Origin of the sequence: Paenibacillus sp. FSL L8-0663 (genome assembly GCF_038008125.1) — a bacterium.
Classification (GTDB): Bacteria; Bacillota; Bacilli; order Paenibacillales; family Paenibacillaceae; genus Paenibacillus; species Paenibacillus polymyxa_D.
Genome location: NZ_JBBOYM010000001.1, coordinates 865,648 through 884,658, shown reverse-complemented (window position 1 = coordinate 884,658; position 19,011 = coordinate 865,648). Strand labels below are relative to the sequence as shown.

The 19,011-nt window shown below is 46.8% G+C and carries 14 protein-coding genes, 3 rRNA genes and 1 riboswitch; of the genes, 2 read left to right on the top strand and 15 right to left on the bottom strand.

The window, feature by feature from the left end:
* From purK to MKY75_RS03890, 4 genes are all read right to left on the bottom strand, one after another.
* Positions 1-1,176, bottom strand: coding sequence for a 5-(carboxyamino)imidazole ribonucleotide synthase (gene purK / locus MKY75_RS03905; protein WP_340884365.1), 1,176 nt, complete (start codon positions 1,174-1,176; stop codon positions 1-3).
* Positions 1,173-1,658: a 5-(carboxyamino)imidazole ribonucleotide mutase gene (gene purE / locus MKY75_RS03900; protein ID WP_014279837.1), complete on the bottom strand. Its 486-nt coding sequence runs from the start codon at positions 1,656-1,658 to the stop codon at positions 1,173-1,175. The genes purK and purE overlap by 4 nt, the downstream gene beginning before the upstream one ends.
* A gap of 148 nt (positions 1,659-1,806) precedes the next feature.
* A riboswitch (purine riboswitch) is annotated at positions 1,807-1,908 on the bottom strand.
* Between the two features lie 350 nt (positions 1,909-2,258).
* On the bottom strand, positions 2,259-2,693 hold the full coding sequence (locus MKY75_RS03895; RefSeq protein ID WP_029516040.1) for a universal stress protein: 435 nt from the start codon (positions 2,691-2,693) through the stop codon (positions 2,259-2,261).
* Positions 2,694-2,840: 147 nt separating this feature from the next.
* Positions 2,841-3,104: a DUF1294 domain-containing protein gene (locus MKY75_RS03890; RefSeq protein WP_025719814.1), complete on the bottom strand. Its 264-nt coding sequence runs from the start codon at positions 3,102-3,104 to the stop codon at positions 2,841-2,843.
* Positions 3,105-3,297: 193 nt separating this feature from the next.
* On the opposite strand from MKY75_RS03890, the gene MKY75_RS03885 reads away from it, so the two are divergent.
* Together MKY75_RS03885 and MKY75_RS03880 are read left to right on the top strand one after the other, a co-directional pair.
* On the top strand, positions 3,298-3,426 hold the full coding sequence (locus MKY75_RS03885; RefSeq protein WP_013369463.1) for a DUF4023 family protein: 129 nt from the start codon (positions 3,298-3,300) through the stop codon (positions 3,424-3,426).
* 416 nt (positions 3,427-3,842) lie between these two features.
* Positions 3,843-5,003, top strand: a complete 1,161-nt coding sequence (locus MKY75_RS03880) for a type II asparaginase (protein ID WP_165150835.1) — start codon at positions 3,843-3,845, stop codon at positions 5,001-5,003.
* A 180-nt stretch (positions 5,004-5,183) separates the two neighbouring features.
* Here MKY75_RS03880 and MKY75_RS03875 read toward each other — a convergent pair whose 3' ends face one another.
* The 11 genes from MKY75_RS03875 to MKY75_RS03825 all read right to left on the bottom strand — a co-directional run bounded on the left by MKY75_RS03875 (position 5,184) and on the right by MKY75_RS03825 (position 18,891).
* Positions 5,184-5,321 (bottom strand): hypothetical protein, encoded by a 138-nt coding sequence (locus tag MKY75_RS03875; protein ID WP_016819760.1) that lies wholly within the window; start codon positions 5,319-5,321, stop codon positions 5,184-5,186.
* Between the two features lie 98 nt (positions 5,322-5,419).
* Complete coding sequence (locus MKY75_RS03870; protein WP_340884363.1) at positions 5,420-7,555, bottom strand: DNA topoisomerase III; 2,136 nt, start codon at positions 7,553-7,555, stop codon at positions 5,420-5,422.
* 129 nt (positions 7,556-7,684) lie between these two features.
* The gene (locus MKY75_RS03865; protein WP_340884361.1) at positions 7,685-8,677 is read right to left on the bottom strand and encodes a ketoacyl-ACP synthase III; all 993 of its coding nucleotides are present in this window, start codon (positions 8,675-8,677) and stop codon (positions 7,685-7,687) included.
* Positions 8,678-8,889: 212 nt separating this feature from the next.
* A 5S ribosomal RNA gene (rrf, locus tag MKY75_RS03860) occupies positions 8,890-9,006 on the bottom strand.
* Between the two features lie 149 nt (positions 9,007-9,155).
* Positions 9,156-12,082, bottom strand: a 23S ribosomal RNA gene (locus MKY75_RS03855).
* 395 nt (positions 12,083-12,477) lie between these two features.
* Positions 12,478-14,033: ribosomal RNA gene (locus tag MKY75_RS03850) — 16S ribosomal RNA — on the bottom strand.
* Together the 16S, 23S and 5S rRNA genes form the textbook arrangement of a ribosomal RNA operon.
* Before the next feature lie 446 nt (positions 14,034-14,479).
* Positions 14,480-15,850 carry an NCS2 family permease gene (locus MKY75_RS03845; protein WP_023987039.1) on the bottom strand — a complete coding sequence of 457 codons (1,371 nt, stop codon included), beginning with the start codon at positions 15,848-15,850 and terminating at the stop codon, positions 14,480-14,482.
* 222 nt (positions 15,851-16,072) lie between these two features.
* Positions 16,073-16,462 (bottom strand): nuclear transport factor 2 family protein, encoded by a 390-nt coding sequence (locus tag MKY75_RS03840; RefSeq protein ID WP_220027006.1) that lies wholly within the window; start codon positions 16,460-16,462, stop codon positions 16,073-16,075.
* A gap of 40 nt (positions 16,463-16,502) precedes the next feature.
* On the bottom strand, positions 16,503-17,441 hold the full coding sequence (locus tag MKY75_RS03835) for an NADP-dependent oxidoreductase (protein WP_029515744.1): 939 nt from the start codon (positions 17,439-17,441) through the stop codon (positions 16,503-16,505).
* A gap of 19 nt (positions 17,442-17,460) precedes the next feature.
* Positions 17,461-17,931, bottom strand: coding sequence for a MarR family winged helix-turn-helix transcriptional regulator (locus tag MKY75_RS03830; RefSeq protein ID WP_039270704.1), 471 nt, complete (start codon positions 17,929-17,931; stop codon positions 17,461-17,463).
* 114 nt (positions 17,932-18,045) lie between these two features.
* Positions 18,046-18,891: a LysR family transcriptional regulator gene (locus tag MKY75_RS03825; RefSeq protein ID WP_340884358.1), complete on the bottom strand. Its 846-nt coding sequence runs from the start codon at positions 18,889-18,891 to the stop codon at positions 18,046-18,048.
* Positions 18,892-19,011 lie beyond the last annotated feature (120 nt).

The window sequence follows — 19,011 nt, the reverse complement described above, 5'->3', positions numbered from 1 at the left end:
CTATTTATCCCCCCAAATATTGGTTTGTTCAATCCATTCCAGCGCTTGTTCCGCATCCTGGCACAGTAGATTAATATGTCCCATCTTTCGGCCTGGCTTGGCTTCACTTTTTCCATACAAATGCAGCTTGGGTACAACATCCAACCTTTCAGCTTCAACATCCGATTGCACAAACCGCCGAACCACATCCTCCAAATGCTCACCTAGCACATTGACCATCACGACGGAAGTCAGCAGCTTCGTGCTGCCCAAGGGTAAACCGCAAATCGCACGTATGTGCTGCTCGAATTGCGACGTGGCGCATGCCTCCATCGTGTAATGACCGGAGTTATGCGGTCGTGGTGCCAACTCATTAACGTACAATTGTCCGTCTTCGGTGACAAACATCTCCACAGCGAGCAGTCCCACCGCACCCAGCGACTCTGCCACAGCTAGCGCTAACTTTCCCGCTTCCTCCTGAACAGGTTCTGGCACGCGCGCAGGTACAATCGACGTGTGCAAAATGTTGTTCACGTGAATGTTTTCCGCAGGTGGAAAGGCTTTAGCTTCACCGTTCGTGCTGCGAGCTACAATCACCGAGATTTCGCAGCGAAAACGAATGAACTGTTCCAATACCAGTTCCGCACCGTCTCCTGCCAATTGTTCGTAGGCAGCTAAGGCTTCCTCCGGTTGGCGAATGACCACTTGTCCCTTGCCATCATAACCACCGACTGCTGTCTTGAGCACACACGGTACACCCAGTTCAGCTACCGCTTGGGCCATATCCGCAGGACTACTAATTTCACGATACGGAGCGACAGGGACACCAGCAGCTTCAATAGAACGCTTTTCACGAAGACGATGCTGTGTTGTGTACAAAAGACTGCTGCCTTGCGGCACGCTGGATTCCTGTTCCAAAAGTGCAGCCACATCTGCGTCCACATTTTCAAACTCATACGTGATCACATCGCACCGACCAGCCAACTCTCTGGCCGCAAGCTCATCATCATAGGCAGCACGGATTTGTTCTGACACCTGTCCACACGGGCTATCAGGTGCAGGGTCCAGCGTCACAAAACGATATCCTAGGTTTGTCCCTGCTAGCACAAGCATTCTGCCCAGCTGTCCGCCTCCTAGAAGTCCAATCGTTGTACCTGGAGGACGGATGCGACCTGCAGATTCACATGCCTCATTCATAGTGAGTCACTGCCTTCCAGCACCTCATCACGGATACGGTCGCGTCTTGCCACAACCCGCTGACTTATCTTTTCGTCAAAAGCGCCTAATATTTGTGCGGCCAGCAGCCCTGCATTCGTAGCGCCTGCCTTACCGATTGCCACAGTGGCAACCGGAATACCACCCGGCATCTGCACAATGGAGAGCAAGGAGTCTAGACCATTCAGAGCCTTCGACTGGACAGGCACACCAATGACTGGCAAGGATGTCTTCGCAGCCACCATCCCTGGCAAATGCGCTGCCCCACCCGCTCCAGCAATAATGACCTTTAATCCACGCCCGGCGGCCTCTTCTGCAAAACGAAACATTAAATCCGGTGTACGATGGGCTGAAACTACCTTTTTCTCATATCCGATTTCAAGCTCGTCCAGCACAGCACATGCATGCTGCATGGTGTCCCAGTCTGATGTGCTGCCCATAATGACAGCGACCTGCACTGACATGTCCTTCACTCCCTGTTTATCAATAAGCGCCAAAAATCCGGCACTCGAAAATAACGTTATTTTCAAGACACCGGACTACGAAAAAACAAACGACAGAGCCTCTTAAAGGCAAGCCAAAAGCAAGCCTCTTCCACCGCATCCAATGCGGCTTCAGCCGTATGTCTCCCGTAGTCCGGAAATTTAAGGTTTCCAGGTAGAAACTTCCGGGCCATATCCCCGGCATTATACGAGTTAGCATTGTGCCTATTCCATACCCGACGATATTCTTTACAAGTATGATCGCGGTCTGTTTCGGCTCAAACATGTGTACCTTATTAAATTGTACCTAAAGTTCATTTTTTATCGACAATACACTTCCTAGTTTAACAATTCCCTACACCTTATGTCAACTTGAAAACGAACATTACAATAATCATGCAATAGAATGTTCGTGTTTAACAAAATCAACACCCTTATATACCCACAGGTCAGGACTATTGTATTACGTTTAGCTATCTATTACCTATCCTGATAACAGCGAGCGTACCGCATTCCACTGACAAAAATAAAAGTCGGCACTCCCTATACAGGCAGTAAACCGACTTTTACTTTCTTATTCAGTTATTTTACGACCAGCACAGGAATACGCGCATGCTGCACCACATTGTGGCTTACGCTACCCAATACAAATTCACGGATACCACCTAAACCGCGGCTACCGATCACAATCACATCGAAGCCATTCTCATTGGCATAATCCAAAATGACTTCGGCTGGTGAACCTTGAATGAGCTCCACCTTGGCATCTACACCTTGCTCAGCAAGCCGCTTTTTAACTTCTTCGGTAGTTTGTTCGGCCAAATCGTAATATTCTTTATTTATCGAAGCCGGAATTGGCGCCAAACCTTCGCCCATAAAAATCCGTGGAAAATCAAATGCGGTTACCACCTCAAGCTGCGAGGACGATGATGTCTTGACTAATTCGGCTGCCTTCAGCAAAGCCTTGTTGGATGCATCCGAACCGTCATAAGCAAGCAATACTTTTGAAAATAGCATAATACGCACCTCTTCCTCATTCGGTTTGTTGATTCAAAGCCTGAAATATGTACTCCTGTTGTTGTTCATTCCATGACATCACTGGATGGCTGGAATAGTCTTCTCACTCATCATTAAACTTCCCTATGAGAAGCTAAACTCCTCGCCTTACCTTAAAAAATAACCATACAACAATGCGTTCATGAATAGCAACGCCGGAATACCTAATCTGAAACTCATATGCCGTGTTTTATGGCGTTTACGGTACATGGCTATTAGCACGCCTAAGGCTCCCCCGATCAGGGCCAGGAAAAACAACGTCCGTTCAGGTACACGATCACGATGTTTACGTGCTCTCTTTTTATCTTCCGACATTACCAGATAGCCTACTGCATTGATAAACAGCAGCCATACCAACAAGCCTGTCTGCAATGTCTCTCCCCCTTTTGCACACCGTACCAAGTTCAGGTATTAGGCCTTATATATCGTTCTCCCCTCATTATAACCCCACCCCTTTTACAGAAACAACGCCTCCCTTGACTTGGATAGCGTTTTTGCGGAAATAGTAAGGTGGCATAAGGGCGATCCCCGAGTGCATCTATTTCGTCTTAAAGGAGGAACTGCAATGGAAAGCACCCATGAATACGTTGAAAAGCTGCGAGAAAATGCTAAAAAGGCAGAACGCAACCGTAAACAAGGAAAAGGAACTCCCAGCGCCAGCCTGCCGACAAAACAGCATAGCAAAAACCCCTGATCATGGGATCTGTATTCAGCTGTAGAACCATGTTATTAACGTAAAATATCAACTTTACCTTGTCGTTCTCATTGAATGAAGTTAAAGGTAAACTCAGTTGTTCACCTTTCAACAAAAACAACAAGCAGACTCCTTATGAGATTTCTGCTTGTTGTTTTGTTTTTGCAAACATTTTTTATTCAGCCGTGGTCTTTACCTTAAACAACCGACTGTTCATCTTACTACATACACCCACCATACAATAATAAGGCGGTTACATTGATAATGGATTGGTTTTAAAGTTATATTTTCTAACATAGATATTGACTAAAAACATTTTTACACTCTATAATTCGTGATATTAACTTAATCCGACAAAATATTTGTCAGTTAATCTATCATCATATTTGAGGTTTAAGATTGGAGAGGAGCTTTATATGACTAACATGAAAAAAATGACGATGATTCCCCTGTTGGCCAGCTTTATTCTCGGAGGTACCTTATGGAGTGGTGGATTTACCGCCAACGCTGCGGCAGCAGCTACAACCAGCACAACTGCACCTACTTCTACCACTATAACTTCGGACAAATCCGAAAAACCACAAACCAATCATTTACCCAATATTAAAATACTTGCCACGGGAGGGACCATTGCAGGATCATCTGCCGTCAACACGGATACAACCGGCTACAAAGCAGGCGCGTTGGGAGTGGAAACTCTAATCAATGCCGTTCCTGAGATGAAAAGTATTGCAAATGTCAGTGGTGAGCAAGTTGTTAATGTAGGTAGCCCCGATGTTAATAATGAGATCCTCTTAAAACTTGCCAAGCGCACCAATGAACTGCTTGCCAAAGACGATGTAGATGGCATTGTCATTACACATGGTACAGATACATTAGAAGAAACAGCTTATTTCCTCAATCTTGTTATCAAAAGCGATAAGCCAGTAGTTGTCGTTGGCTCCATGCGTCCAGCTACTGCCATCAGTGCCGATGGTCCCTTCAACCTCTATAATGCAGTGAAAGTCGCCGGGGCTTCGGCCTCTAAAGGTCAGGGCGTACTCGTCCTGCTGAACGACCGTATCGGTGCAGCAAGATACATCACCAAAACGAACACAACAGCAGTCGATACGTTCAAATCTGTGGAGCAGGGATACCTTGGAGCTGTTGTGGGCGATCAAGTGTACTACTACAACAAATCCACACACAAGCATACGACTTCTTCTGTATTCGACATCTCTAACCTGACTCAACTGCCACAAGTAGATATTTTATACGAATATCAAAACAATGGTCGCTATCTGTATGATGCAGCCGTAGCAGCTGGTGCCAAGGGTATTGTCGTAGCTGGTTCCGGTAATGGTTCCTTGTCCAAGACCTCCTCAGAAGGCGCAGAGGCCGCAGGTAAAAAAGGAATAATCATTGCCCGCTCCAGCCGCGTGGGAAGTGGAGTGGTATCACCGTCAACAAAAGACGCGGCATCGAACTTTGTATCGACCGATTCACTCAATCCGCAAAAAGCACGGATTTTGCTCATGCTTGCTTTGACCCAAACACACGATGTTAACCAAATTCAATCCTTCTTTAATGAATACTAAGAACATTTATCCCAAATCAAATAAATACAACATCCTTATTATGAAAAAGAAGCAGCGATTACGGTTGATCACCGTAACTGCTGCTTTTTTTGCAAGACAAGTCTAGCATTAATAACTACTTCATCTAATATCCAATCGTCTTGGTTCTATACAGTAATCCATCGTCCCTCCCACGCAGCATCAAGACTGCTGTTTGGGAATCCCATTCAAGCTTGGAGGATATTTCGCTTGCTTCTCTGGATGAGCAGCAATTTCCTCCTCCAGTATGCTTGATTTATTTTGCTGATTATTGATTTTAAGCGGTTTATGTTTGGGCATAAATACTCACCTCCTCGGATTACCATGCCAAGGAGTGATCGTTTTTATACCGACATGCACCTACTGATTATGTTGACTGCAGCACTTTTGGTCATCCGTTATTTGCCCTGCTTTTGTTCCATCGCTGCTTTTAGCAAATCACCCAAACTGGAGCCAAAAGATTCCTGCTTTTCAAATTGTCTTACTAGCTTTTGCTGTTCCCGTTTGTTTACCCGTTGCTTGTCCTTATCCAACGTCTCGGTAATTCCGCAGGGCAGGCATCTTACATACAATCCTGCTTTGCCCTCTTTCATTTCCATTTTCTTATGACACTGCGGGCAACGTCGATTGGACAAACGTTTTTCCCCTGAACGACGGTAACCGCAATCCGCACTTGGACATACAAGGAACTTACCTTTCTTGCCCTTCTTCTCCAATAGCTTTGTACCACAATCTGGACAATGACTATTCGTCACATTATGAGGCTTGTACTCCGCACTGCTATTTTTCACAGTGGAAACCAGCTCTTTCGCCATAGCACGAATAGAATTCAAAAACGGTTCCGGTTGTCCTTGACCACGAGCAATCCGTTCCAGCTCCGCTTCCCAACGTGCCGTCAGCTCAGGCGTTCGAAGCTGTGGAGCTGCCAGTTCAATCAGTTGCTTACCTTTCCCGGTTGGATGCATTACGTTCCCCTGACGCTCAATCGTATCCGAGCTGACAAGCTTTTCAATCAGATCGGCACGAGTAGCAGGAGTACCCAGTCCATGCTTTTCCATCTGAGCGAGCAGGGCTGCTTCCGTATACCGCTTCGGCGGCATCGTTCGCCCAGCTCGTACAAGACAACGCTGTAACCGGACGGAATCTCCTTTTTGCAGCTCAGGTAAAATAACGCCCCGTCCATTGTTTTCCCCATCCTCTGCTTCTTCATCATCCATATCATAATGGTTCGCGTCATATACAGCACGCCATCCGCTATCTTTTACCGTTGTGCCTTTTACCTGAAACGTCTCCTGCTCCACCGTAACTGATACGGCTACAGCATCATAACGTGCAGGTGGATAGAATAGACTGATAAACCGTCGTGCAATCAGATCATACAGCTTACGTTCCTCTGGGCTCAACTGATTAAGCAATAATGTCTGCTCAGTAGGAATAATCGCATGATGATCCGTGACTTTACTGTCATCCACAATTCGCTTTGTGATCGGCAGGTTGTTACGCAATAGCGGGCGTGCCAAGGAAGCATACGGACCTACTGCTACACTACTGAGCCTTTCCTTAAGGGTATCCACCATATCGGATGTCAGATAACGGCTGTCCGTACGTGGATAGGTCACCAGCTTATGCTGCTCATACAGACGCTGAAGCAGATTGGACGTCTGTTTGGCCGAAAAGCCGTAACGTTGGTTAGCATCTCTTTGCAGCTCCGTTAAATCATACGCTAGCGGGTGAGGCTCGTTCTTTTCGCTCTTTTTAACACTGGCAACTGTGCCTTTGGCCCCCTCAAGTCTACGGCGCAAAGCCTCTGCTTGAGTGCGGTCAAACATGCGTGAATCCCCGCTTTCTGCCCGCCAAGTTGCCTGAAAATCGCCGAAGTCCGCCGTCAAAGTATCATATTCCTGAGAACGGAATTCGGTAATTTCTTTCTCACGCTCCATAATCATCCCCAGCGTTGGTGTTTGGACTCTTCCCGCCGAAAGTTGGGCGTTATAACGACAAGTCAACGCGCGAGTTACATTGAGACCAATCATCCAGTCTGCTTCAGCTCTACAGCGAGCCGATTCATATAAACGATCAAACTGCTGACCAGGCAATAGCTTTGCGAAACCTGCTTTAATCGCCTTGTCCGTCTGCGAAGAGATCCATAAGCGCCGGAAAGGCTTTTTCCAGTTTGCCATTTGGATGATCCAGCGTGCCAACAATTCTCCTTCGCGAGCAGCATCTGTTGCCACGATAAGCTCTCCAATGTCCTGCCGCTTCATGAGTTGCTGCACAGCTTTGAACTGATGATTACTTTCGCGCAGCACCTTTAACTTTGAACTCTTCGGAAGAATAGGCAGGTCCTCCAAATTCCAGGTCGCATACTTAGAATCGTAATCCTCCGGCTCTGCTAAGCCGACCAAATGTCCCAGTGCCCACGTCACCACGTACTGGGGTCCTTCTATATAACTTTTATGCTTCTCGCGGCTACCCATCACACGTGCAATCTCTCTGGCCACGGACGGTTTTTCTGCCAATACCAATACCTTCATGTTACGCTCCTTTCTCTCATAGTGTTAATTATACCATCCTGCCATCTTACGATAAATTCTAATACCAACGGCTCTTATTAACATGATCGTACATACTATTGCTATTACTTCTACATGGGTTAAGATAACTTACAAATCAGGCACACTCCATTTTAATAGCAGACCCGCATAGGTGAGGCCTCCGCCAAATCCATATAACAACACATGTTGTCCATACCGTAAACGTCCATCATCCAAACCACACTGCAAAGCCAACGGGATGGATGCCGCCGATGTATTGCCATACAATTCTACGCTTGTCAGCGTTTTTTCCAAAGGTACTGTACTTCTTTCACATATGGACTCGATCATTCTCAAATTAGCACTATGAGGTACAAACCAGTCAAGATCCTCTTTCTGCATATTTGCCTTATCCAATAATCGTTCGATTCCCGTTGGAACAGAGCGAACAGCCCATTTATAAACCTCACGTCCATTTTGAGCAATAAATCCATGGTCTTGCAGCTTCTCTCCATCCAAATGATCAGATAATCCCACTCGGTAAAGATGTGCTCCCCCATGCCCATAAGTACCTATATCTGAAGTTAAAAATGATCCTTCATCCTCGTCATATTCAACAAGCGCAACCCCTGCACCATCTCCAAAAAGTATACACGTCGTCCGATCCGTATAATCTGTAATTTTGGACAACGTTTCGGCTCCCACTACCAGCACCTTACGATGCAGACCACCCGTAATAAGGCCATTTGCCAAATGAAGTCCATAGGAAAAACCTGCACATGCTGCACTAATATCCATTGACCCTGTATTCGGAATATCAAAATGAGCCTGAATACGTGAAGCCGTGCTCGGAAAGTAGTAATCAGGTGTACTAGTCGCTACAATGATCATCTCAACATCGTTTATATTTACGTCATACAGGTTAATCATACGTGTAATAGCTTGTATGCATAAATCAGATACATATTGATCTTCAGCCGCAATGCGTCTTTCACGCATGCCCGTTCTTTGTACAATCCACTCGTCACTAGTATCCACAAGCTTCTCCAAGTCAGCGTTCGTCAAAATCCGTTCAGGTACATAAGTGCCAAAGGCCGTAAGCTTAGCTTTTGAATTCAACAATCTGATCACTCTCCTTTGTAATCCTTATTCACATTATAACACCAGATACTAATACCTGGTACTAAATTATTTTAAAACCGTCTTCTTATTACTAGTTAATATCCACTTATCCAGTTAAACTTATAACAAGCTCAATTTAAATAAAATCCCACTGCCTTTTAACGCAAAAAAAGACCATGATCTTATGAAGATCATAGTCTCTTTTGCTTGTTGCTTGGCGACGTCCTACTCTCCCAGGACCCTGCGGTCCAAGTACCATCGGCGCTGGAGGGCTTAACGGTCGTGTTCGGGATGGGTACGTGTGGAACCCCTCCGCTATCGCCACCAAACATGAATTTGCTACGCAAATTCTTCCGTATTGAAACTCGGTTCATCACAGCTGTGTGAATGAATTTCAATGCGTATTTCGTATGTATTTCTACATACCTTCAAGGTTACACCCTGAAAACTGGATCCGAAACTCTTTTGCGTTTTATCTTAGGATAAGCCCTCGACCGATTAGTATTGGTCAGCTCCATGCATTACTGCACTTCCACCCCCAACCTATCTACCTCGTCGTCTTCAAGGGGTCTTACTAATTGGGAAATCTCATCTTGAGGGGGGCTTCACGCTTAGATGCTTTCAGCGCTTATCCCTTCCGTACATAGCTACCCAGCGGTGCTCCTGGCGGAACAACTGGTACACCAGCGGTACGTCCATCCCGGTCCTCTCGTACTAAGGACAGCTCCTCTCAAATTTCCTACGCCCACGACAGATAGGGACCGAACTGTCTCACGACGTTCTGAACCCAGCTCGCGTACCGCTTTAATGGGCGAACAGCCCAACCCTTGGGACCTACTTCAGCCCCAGGATGCGATGAGCCGACATCGAGGTGCCAAACCTCCCCGTCGATGTGGACTCTTGGGGGAGATAAGCCTGTTATCCCCAGGGTAGCTTTTATCCGTTGAGCGATGGCCCTTCCATGCGGTACCACCGGATCACTAAGCCCGACTTTCGTCCCTGCTCGACTTGTAGGTCTCGCAGTCAAGCTCCCTTCTGCCTTTGCACTCTTCGAATGATTTCCAACCATTCTGAGGGAACCTTGGGGCGCCTCCGTTACTCTTTAGGAGGCGACCGCCCCAGTCAAACTGCCCACCTGACACTGTCCTCGCACCGGTTTACGGTACCAAGTTAGAACCTAGATACGATCAGGGTGGTATCCCAAGGATGCCTCCCTTCAAGCTGGCGCTCAAAGTTCGACGGCTCCCACCTATCCTGTACAGATCGTACCCAAATTCAATATCAAGCTGCAGTAAAGCTCCATGGGGTCTTTCCGTCTTGTCGCGGGTAACCTGCATCTTCACAGGTATTAAAATTTCACCGGATCTCTCGTTGAGACAGCGCCCAAGTCGTTACGCCATTCGTGCGGGTCAGAATTTACCTGACAAGGAATTTCGCTACCTTAGGACCGTTATAGTTACGGCCGCCGTTTACTGGGGCTTCGGTTCATAGCTTCGCCCGAAGGCTTACCACTCCCCTTAACCTTCCAGCACCGGGCAGGCGTCAGCCCGTATACTTCGCCTTGCGGCTTCGCACAGACCTGTGTTTTTGCTAAACAGTCGCTTGGGCCTTTTCACTGCGGCCCCCTCGGGCTATTCACCCTACCGAGGCACCCCTTCTCCCGAAGTTACGGGGTCATTTTGCCGAGTTCCTTAACGAGAGTTCTTCCGCGCGCCTTAGAATTCTCTTCTCGCCTACCTGTGTCGGTTTGCGGTACGGGCACCTTCTCCTGGCTAGAGGCTTTTCTTGGCAGTCTGAGATCATGACCTTCGCTACTACAATTTTCGCTCCCCATCACAGCCCAGCCTTAACGATGTGCGGATTTGCCTACACATCAGCCTCACTGCTTAGACGGACATCCATCCGTCCGCGTCACTACCCTACTGCGTCACCCCATCGCTCATAACGGATTACGGTGGTACAGGAATTTCGACCTGTTGTCCTTCGACTACGCCTATCGGCCTCGCCTTAGGTCCCGACTTACCCTGAGCGGACGAACCTTCCTCAGGAACCCTTAGGCTTTCGGCGGATCTGATTCTCACAGATCTTTTCGTTACTCATACCGGCATTCTCACTTGAATGCAGTCCAGCGCTCCTTACGGTACACCTTCAACCCGCATTCAACGCTCCCCTACCCCTGATGCAAGCATCAAGCCATAGCTTCGGTGGTGTGTTTAGCCCCGTTACATTTTCGGCGCAGAGTCACTCGACCAGTGAGCTATTACGCACTCTTTCAATGGTGGCTGCTTCTAAGCCAACATCCTGGTTGTCTGTGCAACTCCACATCCTTTCCCACTTAACACACACTTGGGGACCTTAGCTGATGGTCTGGGCTGTTTCCCTTTCGACAATGGATCTTAGCACTCACTGTCTGACTCCCGGAACTAAATCTATGGCATTCGGAGTTTGACTGAGCTTGGTAACCCTTGCGGGCCCCGCACCCAATCAGTGCTCTACCTCCACGATTCTATTTTCCGAGGCTAGCCCTAAAGCTATTTCGGGGAGAACCAGCTATCTCCGGGTTCGATTGGAATTTCTCCGCTACCCCCACCTCATCCCCGCATTTTTCAACATGCGTGGGTTCGGGCCTCCAGTGCGTGTTACCGCACCTTCACCCTGGACAGGGGTAGATCACCCGGTTTCGGGTCTACGTCCACGTACTCAAATCGCCCTATTCAGACTCGCTTTCGCTGCGGCTTCAGCTCTTCACCTTAACCTTGCACGGGAACGTAACTCGCCGGTTCATTCTACAAAAGGCACGCCATCACCCCTAGATCGGGCTCTGACTTCTTGTAAGCACACGGTTTCAGGATCTATTTCACTCCCCTTCCGGGGTGCTTTTCACCTTTCCCTCACGGTACTGCTTCACTATCGGTCGCCAGGGAGTATTTAGCCTTGGCAGATGGTCCTGCCGGATTCATACGGGGTTTCACGTGCCCCGCACTACTCGGGATCCGTCTCGGAGGGAACAAGTTTTGAACTACAGGGCTTTTACCTTCTCTGGCGGGCCTTTCCAGACCTCTTCATCTAACCGGTTCCTTTGTAACTCCATGTGAGACGTCCCACAACCCCAAGGAGCAAGCTCCTTGGTTTGGGCTAATCCGCGTTCGCTCGCCGCTACTGACGGAATCACTATTGTTTTCTCTTCCTCAGGGTACTTAGATGTTTCAGTTCCCCTGGTCTGCCTCTATTCTGCCTATGTATTCAGCAGAAAGTGACTGTCGATGAAGACAGCCGGGTTTCCCCATTCGGACATCCCCGGATCAAAGCTTGCTTACAGCTCCCCGAGGCTTTATCGTTGTTCGCCACGTCCTTCGTCGGCTCCTGGCGCCTAGGCATCCTCCGTGTGCTCTTTGTAGCTTAACCTAGTATTTACATCGTAAATACGATTTGCTTTGAATTTCGGTTCAACACTTACGTGTGAATGAAATTCAAGGCAGCTACCTTTATTTCACTTGTTTACACAAGATCAGCTTAAAGGAATATTCTAAAACGCAATTTCGTTTCGGTATCCAGTTTTCAAGGTACAATTCGCTTCATCGAAGCGAAACCCGATGAATATTTCGGTTCCACACGAACGTGTGAATGAAGTATTCGTCGAAGCTTGAGAGTTTGAGCTCTCAAAACTGAGCAACGAGTGAGTAAGTTCAGGATATTCATTTTATTCACACGAATGTGATGAACCGAATTGAATATCCGGTCGCAGGTACGTTATACCTGCTAATTTGAATGTTTCCATCGCAGGAAACGATTCTCCATAGAAAGGAGGTGATCCAGCCGCACCTTCCGATACGGCTACCTTGTTACGACTTCACCCCAATCATCTACCCCACCTTCGGCGGCTGGCTCCCTTGCGGGTTACCCCACCGACTTCGGGTGTTGTAAACTCTCGTGGTGTGACGGGCGGTGTGTACAAGACCCGGGAACGTATTCACCGCGGCATGCTGATCCGCGATTACTAGCAATTCCGACTTCATGTAGGCGAGTTGCAGCCTACAATCCGAACTGAGACCGGCTTTTCTAGGATTGGCTCCACCTCGCGGCTTCGCTTCCCGTTGTACCGGCCATTGTAGTACGTGTGTAGCCCAGGTCATAAGGGGCATGATGATTTGACGTCATCCCCACCTTCCTCCGGTTTGTCACCGGCAGTCTGCTTAGAGTGCCCAGCTTGACCTGCTGGCAACTAAGCATAAGGGTTGCGCTCGTTGCGGGACTTAACCCAACATCTCACGACACGAGCTGACGACAACCATGCACCACCTGTCTCCTCTGTCCCGAAGGAAAGCCATATCTCTACAGCGGTCAGAGGGATGTCAAGACCTGGTAAGGTTCTTCGCGTTGCTTCGAATTAAACCACATACTCCACTGCTTGTGCGGGTCCCCGTCAATTCCTTTGAGTTTCAGTCTTGCGACCGTACTCCCCAGGCGGAATGCTTAATGTGTTAACTTCGGCACCAAGGGTATCGAAACCCCTAACACCTAGCATTCATCGTTTACGGCGTGGACTACCAGGGTATCTAATCCTGTTTGCTCCCCACGCTTTCGCGCCTCAGCGTCAGTTACAGCCCAGAGAGTCGCCTTCGCCACTGGTGTTCCTCCACATCTCTACGCATTTCACCGCTACACGTGGAATTCCACTCTCCTCTTCTGCACTCAAGCTCCCCAGTTTCCAGTGCGACCCGAAGTTGAGCCTCGGGATTAAACACCAGACTTAAAGAGCCGCCTGCGCGCGCTTTACGCCCAATAATTCCGGACAACGCTTGCCCCCTACGTATTACCGCGGCTGCTGGCACGTAGTTAGCCGGGGCTTTCTTCTCAGGTACCGTCACTCTTGTAGCAGTTACTCTACAAGACGTTCTTCCCTGGCAACAGAGCTTTACGATCCGAAAACCTTCATCACTCACGCGGCGTTGCTCCGTCAGGCTTTCGCCCATTGCGGAAGATTCCCTACTGCTGCCTCCCGTAGGAGTCTGGGCCGTGTCTCAGTCCCAGTGTGGCCGATCACCCTCTCAGGTCGGCTACGCATCGTCGCCTTGGTAGGCCTTTACCCCACCAACTAGCTAATGCGCCGCAGGCCCATCCACAAGTGACAGATTGCTCCGTCTTTCCTCCCACTCCCATGCAGGAAAAGGATATATCGGGTATTAGCTACCGTTTCCGGTAGTTATCCCTGTCTTGTGGGCAGGTTGCCTACGTGTTACTCACCCGTCCGCCGCTAGGTTATGTAGAAGCAAGCTTCTACATAACCCCGCTCGACTTGCATGTATTAGGCACGCCGCCAGCGTTCGTCCTGAGCCAGGATCAAACTCTCCATTAAAGACCAACCGAAGCTGGTTTATAGAAAGAGCGATAAGCTCATTTTGAAACTGACGAGATAAAAAATATCTCTTGTTTGATTTTGCGAACAAAATCGTTTTACTCACTCGTTGTTCAGTTTTCAAAGATCAAACATTCATTTTGTTAATTCAGCACGTCGCTTCATCAACTCTTATATCATATCATGTCCGAACCAACTTAGCAAGCATTTTTTTAAAACGTTTTTTGTAACACTCGCTCGCAATATTGTATTTCTTGGCCGGAATTAGAATATACCATATACACATCCCGTTTGCAAGCATTTATTATGTGAAATTCATAATACTTTATATATTATTCATTTTCCTTCTATATAATAGCTCCGTTGTATCTATCTGCGTCTAACTACAAACAAAGAACCTCTTCCCTTAAGCAACAGGAAGAGGTTCTTTGTTCTATATCTACTGATTATTCTGAGCCCATAAAGGCAAAGCGGATTACTACAATAATAGCAAGCACCCACATGAGCCAGTGAATTTTAACTTTATTGCTGGTAAATAGATTACTGAATACAGCCAGTACAACGTAAGACAGGATACCAGCAGAAATACCATTCGCGATTCCACCTGTGAAAGGCATCAGCACGATAGTCAAAAATGCAGGAAACGCCAACAGAAAGTTATCCCAGTCGATGTTGCGAACCTGACTCATCATTAGGACCCCAACAATAATCAGAGCTGGAGCAGTAGCGGCAGAAGGCACGACCAGAGCCAACGGTGCAATAAACAGGGCCAACAAGAACAGAACACCTGTCGTTACAGCAGTCAGTCCGGTACGTCCGCCTTCTTCTACCCCTGCGGAGCTTTCTACGAATGCTGTAATCGTACTTGTACCCAATACAGCACCGGTACTTACGCCAACAGCATCCACCAGCATCGCTTTACCGATAATTTTCTCGCCTTTTTTCTTATCTTTCATTATACCCGCGCGAGTAGCCGTACCTACCAAGGTACCGAACGTATCAAACAACTCTACAAATGTGAAAATGAAAATGATATCAAACAGACCAATATGCAAAGCTGCTTTCAAGTCTAACTGGCCTACAGCCAAATTACTGAAATCAGGAATCCAGTTGCCTGTTGTCAAGCTACTCAGATTCGTTACTCCCATCGGAATACCGATTAATGTAGTAGCTACGATCCCAATCAGCAATGCACCTTTAACCCGAACGACCATCAGTGCTGCGATAATAAGCAATCCGATTAGGGCCAGCAGTGCATCCTTTTGATGTACCAGACTTCCCAAAATCAAATTAAAAGCATGACCCGGAACCGGTTGACCAACATCTGTCCCTGGAACGATACTCACCATAACCAGATTACAAAGCTTGAAGCCGACAATCGTAATAAACAAGCCGATACCCACTGTAATAGCTGTCTTTAAATTTTCCGGAACCGCAACAAGCAGCATCTGTCTTACTCGTGTCACGGTTAAAATCAGAAAGACGATACCGGATATAAATACAGCGCCAAGTGCCGCTTGCCAAGTAATCATGCCATTAGAACTCAGGACTACAGTCATAAAATAAGCATTCAAGCCCATACCCGGGGCCATGCCGATCGGCACATTAACGAATAACCCCATCAGGATGGTAACCAAACCTGCACCTACGGCCGTCGCAAAAAAGACAGCTTCACTGGGCATACCTGCTCCAGTCGGACCTAAAAAGGTATTGTTGACCACCAAAATATAAGCCATGGTCATAAAAGTAGTAATCCCCGCTATAATTTCTGTGCGGACGTTCGTGCCATGTTCCTTTAATTTAAAGAAACGCTCCATGAGTCGTAATTCCTCCTACGCAAAGCATACTCGTATTGTTGTCGTTCGTTTGAAGTAATATTCGCATTCAATGCGCTATATTATTACATTCGTTATTTTAGGCTCTCACCTACTGCTTGTCAACAGAAAAAGCGAATGTTACAAATTAAACATATATGTATTGTTCGGAAAACAGAAAACCCGCAAGCTATTATGCAGCTAACGGGTTATCATTTAAGGGAATCAGATGTTTTTGTACTTATCAAATGCATTCGCTGTGTCTGGGATATTCTCCAGATAAACGATCTTACCTTCCGCATCCAGCCGGGCCTTGTCCACTCCAGTAAGTGTATAAACTTCGCCTGTTGCTTTTTTACCACACACTGCCCATTTGGTTTGATAGGTATCAGGTTCTCTGGGTACAGGTTTCCAACCTTCATACATATGCTTGATTTCGAGCGATCCCTCAAAGAACATATTCAAGAAGCTTTTCCAACTGTTCATACCTTGTTTTCGATCACCATTCAATACAAACTCAATCTTCTCAGAAAAAAGGCTAATTAATCGCTCTCTACTCTTCTCGTCATCTTTTGCTAAATCATAGTAGTGAAAATAATCTTCTAAAATCTTCATCGTGCGCAATTCCATTCGTGCTGTATATGTGTATTCATCCTTATGAGAAGGTTATTGCAATTTTTCCAACAGCATGGTGGGTTTCGCTTAAAGCGTGTGCATCATATAAGCCTTTTTGCGAAAAAGGAAACGTCGCTCCCACTACCGATCTTACTTTCTTTTGCTCCAACAGGTCGGCAATTTCCTGCAGTTGCTGTCCGTTGGGCTCCAGCCATATATTTTTGGCCGTTACGTTGTACTCCTTTACCAGCTCTTCGTCAAAATTGCTCACAATGGATATGATCCGTCCAGTGCCCCTTTTCATTACCTTAAAGCTATTCTTCTGAACATCCCCGCCCATCGTATCGAACACCACGTCCACATCAGATAAAACTTCCTCAAAACGAGTTGTGTGATAGTCAATGATTTGGTCGGCTCCCAATGAAGCAAGCAATTCATGATTACGCTCACTGGCTGTAGTAATGACATAGGCTCCGGCTTGTTTGGCAAACTGGATAGCAAACATGCCTACGCCACCTGCACCTGCGTGGATTAATACTTTTTCCCCTTTGGTCAGTTGACCATGTGTAAAAAGCGCCTGCCAAGCAGTCAACCCCGCCAAAGGTACAGAAGCGGCTTCCTCCCAAGAAATTGAGGCAGGTTTACGCGCCAACAGGTGATCATCCACCAAGGTATACTCGGCATAAGTACCGAACCGTGTGGTGTCCGGGCGTGCAAACACTTCATCTCCCACTTTCCAATCGGTGACCTCGCTGCCTACTTCCGAAATAGTGCCGGCTACATCCCAGCCTAAAATAATCGGGAACTCCCAATCCATCATTTGTTTTAAGTAACCTTCACGCAACTTCCAGTCAATTGGGTTGATGGAGGTAGCCGCCACTTTGACTACAACCTGATGAGCCAGTGGTGTAGGAGTAGGCACTTCTCTTTCTTTCAATTCATCCTTGCTTCCATACTGATCTATAACGATGGCTTTCATATTCATTTCCTCCTCACATTTATATATTCTTCACATTGTTAGACATACGCTGTAGTACATCTGTCAAAGCCACAATTTCCTCATCTGTAAACTTACATAGCAGCTTTTCCTGGAAGGCTTGTCTTTGCTCTGACAAAACTTGCAGCTCTTGAACCCCTAATTCGGTCAAACGTATATAGGTCACACGCTTATCCTGCTCTTTTTTACTACGTAAAATCAGACCTTCCTCTTCCAGCCTTCGTAGATGTCGAGTCACTGCTGCACCATCCAGAACGAGCAGATGTTGGAGCTCTAGCTGGCTTAGTTCCTGACGATGGTCAATATGATACAAAATTTCAACCTTGGTAAAACTGGTTTTTAACTGTGCTTCAAAAGCGTTATTCATTTCTTTACACAAAAGATGCATGCGATAAAACAACTGACTTTTTTCAGAGCAATGTTCGATGACAAACCATCCTCCTAATACTTGACCTATCAATTGATATATCAAGTATTATACACCCTCACTAAAAATAAACAAGTCCTGAGACAAGTCTATATAGACAAATCCTACAATTCAAGAATACTCAAGCTAAACAAATAGCCTGAGCATTCTTGAATTGTATTAGATCGTATTATTGATTTCGATAAATTTATGTTCAATCGCTGTCATTTCGTGATTTGGCCGGGTTATTAAATATGTATCCATGTAGCCAAAGGTTGGGGAAGCGGGCAAATAGGATGTTACTTTGAATTGCCGCGCCAGCCTTTTGGACATAAGGGTGATTCCCATTCCCATCAAGGAAAATTCCACCATCGTATCAAACACACCGACCTCCACAACCTCGCCATGGGTCAATTGCATGTCCTGATACATCTTCTCTAAATACGTGAGGTACAGGCAGCCATCCGACAATATGATAATAGACGCTCCTTGGAGTACCTGTTTAAGATCCGAGCCTTCATGTATGCCTTTCCCCACCAGTACCAGTTCTTCACGGCATAATTTTTGATAATGAATATACGGGTTAGCGGGATACCCTGTAACAAAAGCAATATCGAGTTCGCCGTCAAGGATCAATCGCTCCATTTCCGTGGTGGTTCCGGTTTTTAATGTAACCGAAGCCTGCGGATACAGCTCATATACCTTCGTGAGCGCCCTCGTTGTTTCGCCCGCCACGATGGACTGCATGGTACCGATGCGCAGCTTTTCCTCCTGCGGTCTCATTTTCATCTCCGTGTCTTGCCACAGCAACAACATTTGCTTGAACTGAGCATATAAGATTTCTCCTGCAGGTGTCAGCTCCATACCCCGGGGCTTTCGGTAAAATAACGCTGTGCCGTAATGGGCCTCCAGCTTCTTTATTTTAGCCGTCATATTCGATTGCAGATGATTCAGCTTTTGGGCAGCTTCTGTCAGGCTTCTCAGCTCTGCCACCGAAACAAATGCCTGCATATTTTCAATATCCATCCCTTCACCTCCCATCAAATAAAATGATACCTATATCATAAACAAGCATTATTATTTATGAGTTAAGTGTATTATATTGACCTTGGACGCTACTTTCCGCCCTCATTTAAAAATTAGGAG

What these genes read in the sequence shown, in the direction of transcription:
- purK (WP_340884365.1), bottom strand. Translation starts at nt 1,176, where the DNA reads ATGAATGAGGCATGTGAATCTGCAGGTCGCATCCGTCCTCCAGGTACA.
- purE (WP_014279837.1), bottom strand. Translation starts at nt 1,658, where the DNA reads ATGTCAGTGCAGGTCGCTGTCATTATGGGCAGCACATCAGACTGGGAC.
- MKY75_RS03895 (WP_029516040.1), bottom strand. Translation starts at nt 2,693, where the DNA reads ATGCTATTTTCAAAAGTATTGCTTGCTTATGACGGTTCGGATGCATCC.
- MKY75_RS03885 (WP_013369463.1), top strand. Translation starts at nt 3,298, where the DNA reads ATGGAAAGCACCCATGAATACGTTGAAAAGCTGCGAGAAAATGCTAAA.
- MKY75_RS03880 (WP_165150835.1), top strand. Translation starts at nt 3,843, where the DNA reads ATGACTAACATGAAAAAAATGACGATGATTCCCCTGTTGGCCAGCTTT.
- MKY75_RS03875 (WP_016819760.1), bottom strand. Translation starts at nt 5,321, where the DNA reads ATGCCCAAACATAAACCGCTTAAAATCAATAATCAGCAAAATAAATCA.
- MKY75_RS03870 (WP_340884363.1), bottom strand. Translation starts at nt 7,555, where the DNA reads ATGAAGGTATTGGTATTGGCAGAAAAACCGTCCGTGGCCAGAGAGATT.
- MKY75_RS03845 (WP_023987039.1), bottom strand. Translation starts at nt 15,850, where the DNA reads ATGGAGCGTTTCTTTAAATTAAAGGAACATGGCACGAACGTCCGCACA.
- MKY75_RS03840 (WP_220027006.1), bottom strand. Translation starts at nt 16,462, where the DNA reads ATGAAGATTTTAGAAGATTATTTTCACTACTATGATTTAGCAAAAGAT.
- MKY75_RS03835 (WP_029515744.1), bottom strand. Translation starts at nt 17,441, where the DNA reads ATGAAAGCCATCGTTATAGATCAGTATGGAAGCAAGGATGAATTGAAA.
- MKY75_RS03825 (WP_340884358.1), bottom strand. Translation starts at nt 18,891, where the DNA reads ATGGATATTGAAAATATGCAGGCATTTGTTTCGGTGGCAGAGCTGAGA.